9 protein-coding genes and 2 other annotated features are annotated in these 12855 nt (G+C 40.0%); of the genes, 4 read left to right on the top strand and 5 right to left on the bottom strand.

Annotated elements, in window-relative coordinates; all coding sequences use genetic code 11:
* Positions 1-284: 284 nt before the first annotated feature.
* Positions 285-1766, top strand: coding sequence for a peptide MFS transporter (locus KI375_RS21870; protein ID WP_212975519.1), 1482 nt, complete (start codon positions 285-287; stop codon positions 1764-1766).
* A gap of 145 nt (positions 1767-1911) precedes the next feature.
* Positions 1912-2811 (top strand): LCP family protein, encoded by a 900-nt coding sequence (locus KI375_RS21865; RefSeq protein WP_244852936.1) that lies wholly within the window; start codon positions 1912-1914, stop codon positions 2809-2811.
* 1089 nt (positions 2812-3900) lie between these two features.
* Here KI375_RS21865 and trpE read toward each other — a convergent pair.
* From trpE to KI375_RS21840, 5 genes are all read right to left on the bottom strand, one after another.
* A complete protein-coding gene (gene trpE / locus KI375_RS21860) occupies positions 3901-5292 on the bottom strand; it encodes an anthranilate synthase component I (RefSeq protein WP_212975518.1) in 1392 nt (463 codons plus the stop codon).
* A 67-nt stretch (positions 5293-5359) separates the two neighbouring features.
* Positions 5360-5702: a binding site (T-box leader), on the bottom strand.
* A 207-nt stretch (positions 5703-5909) separates the two neighbouring features.
* Positions 5910-6139, bottom strand: a binding site (T-box leader).
* Positions 6140-6221: 82 nt separating this feature from the next.
* A complete protein-coding gene (locus KI375_RS21855) occupies positions 6222-7106 on the bottom strand; it encodes an agmatinase family protein (protein ID WP_212975517.1) in 885 nt (294 codons plus the stop codon).
* Between the two features lie 117 nt (positions 7107-7223).
* The gene (locus KI375_RS21850) at positions 7224-8627 is read right to left on the bottom strand and encodes an APC family permease (protein WP_212975516.1); all 1404 of its coding nucleotides are present in this window, start codon (positions 8625-8627) and stop codon (positions 7224-7226) included.
* Positions 8628-9079: 452 nt separating this feature from the next.
* The gene (locus KI375_RS21845; RefSeq protein ID WP_212975515.1) at positions 9080-10243 is read right to left on the bottom strand and encodes an ABC transporter permease; all 1164 of its coding nucleotides are present in this window, start codon (positions 10241-10243) and stop codon (positions 9080-9082) included.
* Positions 10236-10982 (bottom strand): ABC transporter ATP-binding protein, encoded by a 747-nt coding sequence (locus KI375_RS21840; RefSeq protein WP_212975514.1) that lies wholly within the window; start codon positions 10980-10982, stop codon positions 10236-10238. Before KI375_RS21840 ends, KI375_RS21845 begins: the two co-directional genes overlap by 8 nt.
* Before the next feature lie 235 nt (positions 10983-11217).
* Between KI375_RS21840 and KI375_RS21835 the strand changes: the two genes are divergently transcribed.
* A complete protein-coding gene (locus KI375_RS21835) occupies positions 11218-11916 on the top strand; it encodes a LytR/AlgR family response regulator transcription factor (RefSeq protein WP_212975571.1) in 699 nt (232 codons plus the stop codon).
* 9 nt (positions 11917-11925) lie between these two features.
* On the top strand, positions 11926-12849 hold the full coding sequence (locus tag KI375_RS21830) for a sensor histidine kinase (protein ID WP_212975513.1): 924 nt from the start codon (positions 11926-11928) through the stop codon (positions 12847-12849).
* Positions 12850-12855: the final 6 nt, after the last annotated feature.

The following is a 12855-nucleotide window of genomic DNA, read 5'->3' as shown; positions in this document are numbered from 1 at the left end:
AACGGGCAGACTAATTCATTATGAAGTTGATGGATGATCGAATTAAGGTTTTCCATTTGAATAGCCTCCCTTTTCGCAAATTTTTGAATGTTTTTATCCTACCACGGTCCAATGACTAGTGTCAACGCTTTTTTGAAAACTAGTTAGCGCAAATTTTTGGTAAATAAATGAAAGACTATATTTTATTTTTTTACTTATTATAAAATAGATATAATACAGTTATTTTACATGACTGTTAGAGGGTGTTATGATTTTAATATTTCATTCAAAGGGGACAAGGTACTATGACAACAAAGAATTCACATGAAGTCCTTGAGAGTGTCCCACAAAAAGGTTTTTTTGGACATCCTAAAGGATTGTTTACTTTATTTTTCACAGAGTTTTGGGAGAGATTCTCATACTATGGTATGAGAGCGATCCTCATTTATTACATGTATTACGCTGTTAAAGACGGCGGACTCGGTCTAGACAATACTACGGCCGCTTCTATCATGGCTGTGTATGGCTCGCTTGTTTATATGTCAGGGATTATCGGTGGTTGGATTGCTGACCGCTTATATGGCACCAAAAAAACGGTCTTTTTTGGTGGAATACTGATTATGGCAGGTCATATTGCACTATCCTTTCCTGGTGGGGTGACAGCCCTCTTTCTATCAATGGGTTTAATTGTCATTGGAACTGGATTATTAAAACCAAATGTATCCAATATAGTTGGTGATCTATATGGCAAAGAAGATTCGCGAATAGACGCCGGCTTTAGTATCTTCTACATGGGCATTAACCTTGGTGGGTTGCTAGCACCCTTTATTGTCGGAACACTCGGGCAAAAGTATAATTTTCATCTCGGGTTCGGAGTAGCGGCAATCGGCATGTTAGCTGGTCTCATTATTTTCCTCGCAACAAGAAAGAAAAATTTGGGCCTTGCTGGTTCATATGTGCCAAATCCACTTTCACCTGATGAAAAAAAATCCGTCTTTTTAAAGATTGGCATCAGTATTCTTGTGATTTTGATCGCAGGTGCTGTTCTTATTTCGAAGGGCATTTTAAATATTGATCGCTTTACGATGATAGTTAGTGTGTTAGGGATTATTATTCCTATTATTTACTTTATCGTCATGTATTTTAGCAAGAAAACAACAAATGAGGAACAAAAGAATTTACTTGCTTATATTCCTTTGTTTATTGCCGCTATGATGTTTTGGGCGATTCAAGAGCAAGGTTCGGTAATTTTGGCTCAATATGCAGATGAGCGAACAAGATTATCGTTTGCTGGTTTTTCCTTGGCATCATCTTGGTTTCAATCATTAAATCCACTATTTATCGTAATTTTAGCACCAATATTTGCTGGTTTATGGATGAAGCTTGGCAAACGTCAACCTTCGACACATCAAAAGTTTTCATTAGGCTTGGTCCTTGCGGGAGTATCCTTTTTAGTGATGATCATCCCTGCAATTTACGGTGGTCCCGATACGCTCGTCAGCCCATTATGGCTTGTGCTTAGTTTCTTCATAGTTGTACTTGGCGAATTATGCTTATCGCCAGTTGGTTTATCAGCAACAACCAGACTAGCACCTGCTGCATTCTCGGCGCAAACAATGAGTCTTTGGTTCCTATCCAATGCTTCGGCACAGGCGATTAATGCGCAAATTGTTAAATTGTACAAGCCTGAAACAGAAATTCTCTACTTTGGAATTATTGGAGCGATCGCCGTTTTGCTTGGTGTTCTTCTATTTCTCCTTTCATTCCTAGGCAAAAGAAAAGCGTAAGTCGACAACTACCTTTAAAAGGGATAAGGCTCCTTTTAAAGGTAGTTTTTTTATGAATTGGATAAATTTCCCACCTACTTTTTTACATAAATGCCGTCAAGAATTGAAGAATAAAAGAAAGATGGTTTGTCAGGAGCTGAGAAAAGTGAAAAAAAGTACCTTATTTGTTCTCATCATAAGCAGCTTTCTCCTTTTATTTGGCTGTCAGAATATAGGTAAGGATCATTCGGAGCAGGAAGAAACTGAGAATGAAGTTGTAGATGAATCGATTAATTTTCTAGTGCTTGGCATTGATTCTCGGGGCGAAGCAAACTCACGGACAGATACGATCATGTTGGTCAATTATCGCCCGGAGGATCGAACCTTAAAGCTTATTTCGATCATGCGTGATTCTTACGTGCAAATTCCCGGTCACAAATATAATTTTGATAAAATTAATAATGCCTATTTCTTGGGAGGCGAAGAACTCCTTAAGAAAACGATCCAGAATAACTTTGGTTTAGATGTGGATCATACTGTCACCGTAGATTTCCAGGGATTTGTCAGTGTGATGGATACACTTATTCCAGAAGGAATCAATGTTCATGTAGATCAAGCCGTGATCGATGATATGGATTTAAAGATGGCAGCAGGTGAAAATTCCTTACATGGTGAAGATTTATTAAAATATGTCCGCTTCCGGCACGATGAACGTAGTGACTTCGGCAGAGTCGAGCGACAACAAGAGATTTTATTAGATGTCATCGCCAAAGTGAATGAAAAGATGAACTCATTTACTGGGATGACAAAAATCCCGCAGCTTGTGCATGACACAATCAAAAATGTGGAAACCGATTTGGGTCCCCAAGAGATCATCACATTGAGTTCCATGGTCTTTTCACAACCGATTGAACAAATTGAAACAATGCGGATTCCTGTAAAAGATGGATTCACCAATCAAACCTATGGGCATGCAGGTGCCGTCCTAAAACTTGATTTCCTCAAAAATCAGGAAGCCATGCAAAAGTTCTTAAGTGAACCCACACCTGTAAATGATGAGCCTTAAGAACAAAAGCGCAAGCGCCCGTTTAGCGACGTATAAACTTTCATAGTAAGGATGAACAGCTAAAAACGCGCCGTCCTGGCGCAACGCTGTTCTGACCTACATCCTGTAGCCCTGAGATAAAGGATACATGAAATGCGAAAGACGGCTGATTAGGAGCGACAAGCAAATGTTCCTGAAACGAAGAAGGGTGAATTTCCCCTTCTGCGATTCAGGGTTATTTGACCTCGAGCTCTTGCCGTCTGTAGCTAGACAGCACGGCGAAGTATGAGCCGATGTTGACTTACGCAAGCAGAAGCTGAAAGTTTGCTAGTCGCTGGGCGTTGGAGCTAGACGACGAAACTCAAAATTACAGCTTATCCACAAGGGTCAATTTTATAGTTTCCTTAACAGGAACAAAAACGCAAGACGCCTTGATGTAAGAAGAAAAACTAAATCCGCGACGTCCTGTCGCTTCGTCTGCATTAGTACCTCCTATACGTCGCAACGCCGATGCCCCCGCATCCTATCGAGCTAAGAAAAATCCAATTTGATTTTTCTTAGCTCGAACTACTGATTGGGTGCGTTTCTTCGCATTTTAAGCACAGCGGAAGCTTGCGCTGTTACACTTTTACGGAGTTCGCCGCATTTTGGGCACGGCGGAGAGCCGCGCCGTTACACTTTTGCAGAGTTCACCGCATTTCCGGCACGGCGAAGGCCCACGCCGTTACACTTTTACGGAGATCACTGCATTTTGGGCACGGCGGAAGCTTGCGCCGTTACACTTTTGCAGAGTTCACCGCATTTTGGGCACGGCGAAGGGCCGCGCCGTTACACTTTTACGGAGCTCACTGCATTTCGGGCACGGCGGAGATCCGCGCCGTTACGCTTTTACGGAGCTCACTGCATTTTGGGCACGGCGGAGGCTCGCCCCGTTACACTTTTGCGGAGTTCACTGCAGATTGGTTCAGACTAACAGAATGTTGGTCGCAAAGGCGAAGCGTCTGGACATCGCGAACTTAGCCTTTGCTCTTCTCAAATCAGTGGGAGATAGAAAGGTACCCCACTGATTGAAGTTTCACTATATAAATTCCTGGTATCTGTTTTGCTTTATTAATAAGGTTTAGGGCTAAGAATGGCTTGTGCTTTATTAATTGTTTCTTTATATTCCTTAGCTGGATCAGAATCCGCGACAATACCTGCGCCTGCTTGTAGGTAGGCAATTTGATCTTTGATAACAAGGGAACGAATAGCAATGGCAAAGTCAACATCCCCATTCACATTTACGTAACCAATTGCCCCTGCGTAGACTCCGCGTTTTGTTTTTTCCAAATCATTAATAATCTGCATGGCTCTTGGTTTAGGATCGCCTGACACGGTGCCAGCTGGAAGACAAGAGATTAAGGCATCCATTCCTGAAGTATCTGCCTTCAATGTACCTTCGACTTCAGAGACGATATGCATGACATGACGATAATACTCCAGCTTCATATAATCCTTGACCGTAATTGTATCTTCCAAACAAATAGTAGATAATTCTTGGCGACTTAAGTCGACAAGCATGCGATGTTCGGATAATTCCTTTTCATCAGCTAATAGTTCCTGGGCCATGCGCTGGTCATCCTCTTCATTTCTCCCTCGTCGTCTTGTTCCAGCAATCGGATTGGTTGTCACTGTCCCTTTGTTTGTTTTAACGAAGCTTTCTGGAGAGGCGCCTAGAACAACATATTTTTCAAAGTCAACATAAAACATATACGGAGATGGGTTGGAATTACGTAAGACACGATAAAAGTGAAAAGGATCATCCTCTACTTTTCCCGTCATTCTTTGGGATAATACAATTTGCTGTACTTCACCTGAATGAATATACTGCTTCGCTTCTTCCACCTTACGCATAAACTCTTCTTTTTCCAGCTTAGGAGTAAATTGAATCTTACAATCTGAAAGCGACTCATCCGCTGCCTTCCTGGCAATTTGCGCTTCTAAATGCGTAAGACGTAGCTCTAATTCCTGCTCCGTCGTTTTACCATCATAATCAATCGATAATAAATAAATCGATTGCGCTAAATGATCGAAAACCACTACATCCTCATAAATCATAAAATGAATGTCCGGCATTTCGATTTCATCTTCTAAGATTGGCCCAATCGGGATATACTGGCGAATCGCATCATAGCCGACATAACCAATAGCTCCTCCATAAAATGGAAAAGGAACATCAATATCAATCTTTGGCAAAGCCTCTTGCAAAAATGCTAATGGTTGTCCTGATGACTCTTCCACTAGTTGTCCGTCACTAGCTAATAATTGTGCATGCCCCTCCTTCCCGATGAATTCTAAAATTGGGTTTGCTCCGATAAAGGAATATCGACCTTGCTCATTATGCTTTAAGGAACTTTCCAATAAAAACTTTTTCTCTCCTTTTAGTCTCAGAAAAATATTAATGGGTGTTAAGGTATCCCCGTTTAATTTTTTCAATTTAAATTGTGCTTGTTTGGTTTGCATTTTCCATTCTCCTCTCAAATTTTTGAATATAAAAAGCCCTCAAACCAACATCGACTTCATTTGTTGGTTTGAGGGCGATCTTCACCGCGGTGCCACCTCATTTGGAAAAGAATCTCTTTTCCATCTCTTTCAGGTACAGGAGTGTGCCTCCTAAACCCTATCCATATAACGACGGAATATCGTGTTTTCCTACTTCTCTATTTAAGAAGGTTCAAAGATTCTGGTAAAATGGCACTGCGAATTTCTTCGTTGGCTCATTTTATCCGTCTTTTTGAACTTATTTATCAAATAGACGTTCAAAAAACCACTTACAAGTCCATTCAGTAAAAGTTTCCATACCGGGATCACACCATTCCCCGACTCTCTTCAATGAAAAGCTTAAACCTACTTCTCTTGTTTCACGTTTTACTTTATTTAATTGATGCCACATGACTTGACGCTTTTAGCGTTTATCCGTAAAACGGGCGTTTTCGCTTTTATTAGACTAGCTACAATGCCCAGTGACTAACAAACTTTCGTTTTATTCTTACGATAAGTCCTCACCGTGTTTCCTTTATCTCGTCAGAACCCTATAAAGTTCCGACGTTTTCGTTTTTATAGACAAAAAGGCCCCTCATCCAAAGGACGAGGGACCGTGGTACCACCTTTATTAGCTGAAATCAGCTCACTTTTTTACATTCATCATGTTTGCCCATGTAACGATGGGGTTTCGCCAAAGCCTACTTTCCCATGGAGTTCGGTTTGGAAGCTCGGAAGTCCATTCACATGCGTTCGACACACTGGTTCGCACCCACCACCAGCTCTCTTTTGTGGTCCGCAAGCTACTACTCTTCTTCATCGCCAGAATTTTCATTGGATTGTTTTTGATTTTATTTGAAAATTCCCCAAATGTCAATAATTATTTTCGCCGAGTGAAAAATTATATGCCTTTATTTTTTGCTCAACCTGCTTACTGCACACTCAAACATAATTTTAGCAGCTATAGATGCTGTGATCTCGCGCACATCATATAATGGGTTAACTTCTGCAATATCAAATACATCTACTTTGTCATAAAGTTCTTCCAGCATAGAAAAAGCTTGTACGACTGTTAACCCGCCTGGCTCATTCGCACCTGTTCCGGGAGCAAGGCCAGGCTCTAATACATCCATATCAAATGTCAGATAAATATGATCCACATCTTTCAGTTTATCATTTAAAATCTCTGAAATGATTTTTTTAGGATCACTGGAATGAACTTCCCTTGCGGTATACTGAACCACACCTATTTCATTAAGATATTCAGCATACCAAGGATAGTTAAAGCTACGCACACCAATTTGCACAACATGTTCAGGACTTATTCTTTCAAGCTCAATCGCTCTTCTCATCTGGCTGCTTTGGGAATATTTTCCCTGTACAGGTGAATCATCAACCAAATCTAGATGTGCATCAAATTGAATGATGCCAATCTTACCTTCCGTGTTATCATGTAGAGCCTCTATAATCGGATAAGAAATCGAATGATCTCCTCCCAATACAAAAGGAAATACATCTTTCGTCAACATTTCAGTTGCTTTATTTTTTGCATTCTCAAATGTCTTCTCTGTACTATATGCGACGATATCAATATCCCCATAATCGACAATACTATTCTCACTCAATGTATAAAGCTTTCTTTTATCCACATCATATACTTGATTATTTTCAATCCTATTTTCAAACCATTTGTATGCATCTCTGATCCCTTGAGGAGCAAATCTTGCACCTGGTCTCCCAAGCGATGCTCCACCATCCCAAGGAAATCCTACTATTCCAAAAGTCTCTTTTCCCATTATTCGACAACTCCTTTAAATTCTTGTTCAAAAGTAAGGATACATTCGAAGTGTCATATTTTACCGAAGACCTGCAGGTTGCAGCGTACAGGATGTACGGGTATGGACAACAAGAACTTAGCTGTTCATCTGCTTGCTCCTTACCTTTTGAACATCCTCTTTAAATGCTATCTTATTTCTGCTATAGCCGCTATAAATGACGATACCGATGATCAACCAGACCAGGAATAATATATACTCAATTCCATGTAATGAAATTGGTGTCCCAGGAATAATCATCATCAAAGTTAAAATACTAGAAAAAAATGTTGCGATATAGCTCATTATGATCCCGCCGGGAGGGCGATAGGGTCTATGTAAATTTGGCTTTTTCTTATATAGCTTAACACTGCTCAAGGACATGAAGAACCAAGCAATAAGAAATGAAATCCCGCCCATCACGATAAAGGGTGATAAAATTCCCTGACCAAGAAATATACCAAAAACAGTAACTATCAACATAAATAGTAATGCGTTCTTTGGTGTTTTATTGTGCTGATCAACTTTAGAGAGTACCTTGGGCAGAAATCCCGCTTCTGAGAATGACTGAATCAAACGGCTGCCGGCAAATAAAAAGCCATTAAACGTAGTGATAACACCAAGCAGTACGCCAAAGACAATAATGATCGTTAAAAACTTGGAACCTGTCGCCGCTTCAAATGCTGAAATTAATGGCAGTTCTCCTAAGTTCACAAGTTCCTCTGCAGGCATGATAAAACTGGACGCCAACACGATGACCGAATATAGCAAACTCCCAGCAATAATAGTACCGACAATCGCCTTACCGAGATGGGCTCTATTTATATTGGAACCAACCTCATTTCGAGCTTTAGGAATCGTGTCAAAACCATTCATAAAAAATAAGATGGAAGCAATGGCCGTTGCCACACCACCTATTGTTCCTGATTCAGATGTTGCTTTCGAAATATTTTCGCTAGACCCTGCAACAAAGCCACCAATGATAAACACAAAGAATGTTGCAATCATCATCCAAGTTGCAACGTTTTGAAATTTACTTGATTGCTTTACACCTTTGTAATTTAAGTACACGATGATCGTAACCATGAGCAAACTCACAATTAAATGAGGAAGGTAGATGACCGAACCAAACAACGAGTACAGAGGTATAGCATTCATCGCCGGAAATAAATATGAAGTGAGTGCAGCAACTGACACTGCCACCCAGGGTAGAATAATTAAATACCCCAATATTAAAAACCATCCGCAAACAAAGGCAGAGAGCTTGCCGACAGCTAAATATGTATAGGCATATTCCCCACCTGAAACCTTTAAGCTAGACGTGAGTTCACCGTAAACAAAGCCAATTGGAATAATCATCAACATCGTCACTAAAATGGCAATGATCGCCCCAATACTGCCTGCGGCCGACATCCATGCAGGTATGGATATCACCCATCCAATCCCGATCATACTCCCAAACGCAAGGGCAAAGAAATCCTTACCCGACATTCCATCCTTCATTGGACCACCTCTATGTTATAATTATACCTTATTATAAATAAATATTCATACGAAGACAATCACAAAATTTGGTATTAAAAGAAGAAGAAGCTCGGATCTTTGTAAAAAAACTAGTTATTAGGCGAAATTTAAAGAATTTTAGGGGGCTATAAAAGTCGATTTACCCCTCCGATGTTTCGAAATGAAAAAAACAACCTAAAATCCAGTGGTTACATGGTTTCAAGGCTGCCTTTTCTTAACGATATCAAAGTTTTTTGTTGAGTTTAAAGAGAACAAAGCTCGGATTCAGGAGAAACCCAAAAAAGGGAAAGAAAACTGAGCGAGACCGTGACGAAAATATGGAGAAAACCCAAAAAGGCTAACGGCGTGCCCAAAATGCTGGGCACTGCGCAAAAACGGGCCGACACACTATGTTTATCTTTCCCTTTAATATGAATGTCCCACCCTCATCATTATTTCCCTAACATTAACCGATGATTGTGAAAAAGTTTACTCGCGATTGGGAACAAAATGGCAATACAAACAAGATAACTACCAATTGCGATTGCAAAGCCACTACCTGTAATCTGACCGTTAAAGGCATCTCGGACAAATAAGAATAAGTTCATTACTGGAATTGCATATAAACCAAGGTTTTGAGTGCTTCCCATGAAAAACATCAATAACATCGGGAAAACCATTATCCCGATAATCGGAGTAATATAGTAACCCGCTTCTTTTACTGAGTTGGCTAACATGCTTAAAATCATTTCTACACCTGCAATAAAGATCGCAAACATTGAAATTAAGAACGCGCCCATTAGAATAAAGAGAAATGGATTTTCAATCGCCACGAGTCCTTTTTTTAATTCGGTTGTGAAATTCATCAGCCCACTTAGCCAGCCAATACATAACACACCCGTAAAAATACCGAGGAGAGAAATGGTCATCCATTTGGCTAATAAAATTTTTACCGGCTTTACAGGAGTAATCAATAATGCTTCCATCGTTTTCTTCTCTTTTTCCCCTGCAAACAATTCAGTAGCGGATGGATAAGAGCCATTGGCAATCGCGATTGGAATTAATAATGGAATCAATAGAGCAAGCATGAAGGAAGCCATGGCATCATCTTCATTTTTTGTTGTTTGTGGCTCAACTTGGAAAACATTGAGGACATTGGGATCCATCTCACTAGCCACCATTCGCTCTTGTACAACATCATTTTGCCATTCCGAAAAAGCTGCTTGCACCAGACTCCACGCACCAGATGATTCTTGATTTCCTGGATCAAAATAAACGCGCACAGGCACTGGAGTTTGTGTTGCAATTACTTCTTCCCAATTCTTATCCATCTCGATTCCAGCCTGTACTTTGCCATCATTCATTGCTTTTTGCACATTCGCATACTTTTCAATCGTCACATCAGGCAAATAGGTTTGCAGTTTTTCAATAAAACCAGCATCAGCCGTTTCTTCCACCGCAAGTGTGAACTCTGTATCCTCGCTAGAGACTAATAGTTTATCATAAAAGAACGTCAAAGCTGCCATCATTACTATGGGTAGGATCACTAATAATGTAATACTTCTTTTATCTCGTAAAACATCTTTCATCTCTTTTAAAAAAATTGTTTTAAACATAAAGGTCACCCCTTACAATCTTGGATGTGAACAGATAATTAAGATCTCGGCTATTTTCTGTTTCATATAGTTCTTCTAAGTTCCCCTCATACACAATTTGACCTTTGTGCATCATAATAAGATCATCACATAGGTGCGCAATCTCATCCATAATATGAGTAGAGAAGATAATTGTCTTCCCTTCTCCTTTAAATTGATAGATAAATTCTCGAAAAATAGTAGCTGAAGTGATATCTAATCCAGTTGTTGGCTCATCAAATAAAACAATATCTGGATCATGAATCAATGTCCTGGCAATTGCCACCTTTTGTTTCATCCCTTTAGAAAAGCCTTCTACTCTTCGATCCAAATATTTTCTCATTCCGAATCGCTTCGCTAGCATCTCAATTTGATTTTTAATATCGTGAGCACTCATATCATAGAGACTGCCAAAGTATTCAAGATTCTCACGTGCGGTTAAGCGATTATAGAGCCCGGTTTCCGAGCCAAACAACACACCAAGGCGATGCCGTACCTTTTCTTTATGGGTATAAATATTTTCCCCGTCGATTGTGATCGTTCCTTCATCCGGTTCAATCAATGTACATAGCATCCGAAGTAATGTCGTTTTACCCGCCCCATTCTCTCCAATCAATCCGACCACATTTCCTTCTTTAATATTGAGTGAAATATAATCGACTGCCTTCACTAATTGCTTTTTATCTTTAAATTGCTTGGAAACTTGATCGATAACAAGCATATCGTTTCCCTCCCGCATTCTTATTGTCTCTATTGTACGGTGCAAATCGCATCTCGTCTCCCATCCTGTCGCGAAGAGGGACTTACCTGTCATGAAAAGTCCCGATTGCCGAATGGAATGCTCTCTTTTATAAAATAGATTATAATGTAGGAAGGCCGGCAGGTTGCAGGTCACAAAGGCGTTGCGGCAGGATGTCGCGAATTTAGCCTTTGATCCTTTTAAAGGAGTTTTAGCGATGAAAGTGGGTATTGTCGATGACCGTCAAATCGATTTAGATAAATTGGCCTTTATTTTACAAGAAGAAGAGGATGTAGAACTCGTCTTTGCCACAACAGATTCAGAAGACGCGTATCAGGAAATCCAGAAAAATAAGATTGAGTTATTGATAGCGGATATTGAAATGCCTGGTATTTCGGGGTATGAGCTTGCCGATATTATTCAAGCACATGGACTGTTGATTACCGTTATTTTTGTCACTGCCAAAAGTGGGTATGCGGTGCAAGCCTTTGAATTAAATGTGCATGATTATATATTAAAACCCTATACAAAAGAACGACTGCAACAGTCTTTGGCGCGCTTCCGTGAAAAACAACACGCGGGAAATTTAACAGGCCGGCTTGTCCTTAAGCAAAAAGGTCATATTGAAATGATCCCGAAGAAGGATATTATTTTTGCCGAACGGACGGGGAGATCCACAACAATTCATACAATCGATGATGAACATACGACCTATTTATCAATGAACGAATTAGAAGCAAGTCTTAGAGAGAATAACTTTATTCGGTCTCATCGTTCTTTTCTGATTAATTTGCACTTTGTGAAAAGTTTTTCGGTCTATACAAAAAAGTCATACAGTGTTACTTTTGATGGTACGAAAAAAATTGCCATGCTGACTAAAGACAAAATGGATTATTTGCAAAAGTATTATTTTTGAGGTGAAAAGATGGTAAAATCTCTCCAGTTCATCCCATGGCTTTTCGCACTTTGTTGGACTTTATTAGCGAACCACTATATTTTCACGCTGTTGATCTTGGCTGGTGCGATTTATCAACTATTTTTCATTAAAGGGGATGAACCACCGCGTTCATGGAAAGGAATAACAGTAATCCTGCAACTTTGCTGGTTTATGGCAAGCTTTGGGACCGCCACTCCCTTCCTGCTTTTAGGAATGGTACTGCAAACGATCGCCTTACAGTTTTATCAAATTACTTTTTTAAAAGAGCAAGGGAAAACAGAGGAAATCATAAAAAATTATAAGCAACAAACAACCCTTTTACATGAATTAAGAAGACAGCGCCACGATTTACAAAAACATGTCTCGGCGATTTTGCATGCCGATGGGAATTCACCTGATACAGAGAGTTACACACAAGAGGTAGCGTCACGTTTTACGGCGTTAGATAAGGTTTTACATAATGAATCCAATATTATTGCTGGATGTCTGTATGCCTGCAAAAAGCAAGCAGAGGAAAATGATGTTGTATTAGACTATCAGCTTCACCAAGCTTTATCAGGTCTACCTTTAGCAGAGTACGAATTAATAGCCTTGGTTGGCAATATTTTGGAAAACGCAATAGAGGCCGCGGCAGTGGTACCTGGTGGGAAAGTAGTACTAAGCTGCCGAAAACAGAGTGGGATTTTTATTATTGTTTGTCGAAATCATACCTTACCGATTGAAAATCGAATTCTTGAGCGAATCTATACAGCTAAAGCAGAATCAAGCAAACGAGGTAATCATGGGGGTTTCGGCACTCAGGAGATACAACGGATTGTGAAAAATCATCAGGGCAGCCTCGATTTTTCTTTTATTAAGGACCAGTTTACCTTAAAAATTAAATTACCCGATGTTCGGGCACAGAAAAGCTAGTGGGAT

This window comes from Bacillus sp. J14TS2 (assembly GCF_018333015.1).
GTDB lineage: Bacteria > Bacillota > Bacilli > Bacillales > Bacillaceae_C > Lederbergia.
The sequence above is the reverse complement of the archived record's forward strand: the minus strand, read 5'-3'. Positions and strand labels throughout refer to the sequence as shown.

Coding starts and splice junctions, on each gene's coding strand:
- KI375_RS21870 (WP_212975519.1), top strand. CDS start 285: ATGACAACAAAGAATTCACATGAAGTCCTTGAGAGTGTCCCACAAAAA.
- trpE (WP_212975518.1), bottom strand. CDS start 5,292: ATGCAAACCAAACAAGCACAATTTAAATTGAAAAAATTAAACGGGGAT.
- KI375_RS21855 (WP_212975517.1), bottom strand. CDS start 7,106: ATGGGAAAAGAGACTTTTGGAATAGTAGGATTTCCTTGGGATGGTGGA.
- KI375_RS21850 (WP_212975516.1), bottom strand. CDS start 8,627: ATGAAGGATGGAATGTCGGGTAAGGATTTCTTTGCCCTTGCGTTTGGG.
- KI375_RS21845 (WP_212975515.1), bottom strand. CDS start 10,243: ATGTTTAAAACAATTTTTTTAAAAGAGATGAAAGATGTTTTACGAGAT.
- KI375_RS21840 (WP_212975514.1), bottom strand. CDS start 10,982: ATGCTTGTTATCGATCAAGTTTCCAAGCAATTTAAAGATAAAAAGCAA.
- KI375_RS21835 (WP_212975571.1), top strand. CDS start 11,218: ATGAAAGTGGGTATTGTCGATGACCGTCAAATCGATTTAGATAAATTG.
- KI375_RS21830 (WP_212975513.1), top strand. CDS start 11,926: ATGGTAAAATCTCTCCAGTTCATCCCATGGCTTTTCGCACTTTGTTGG.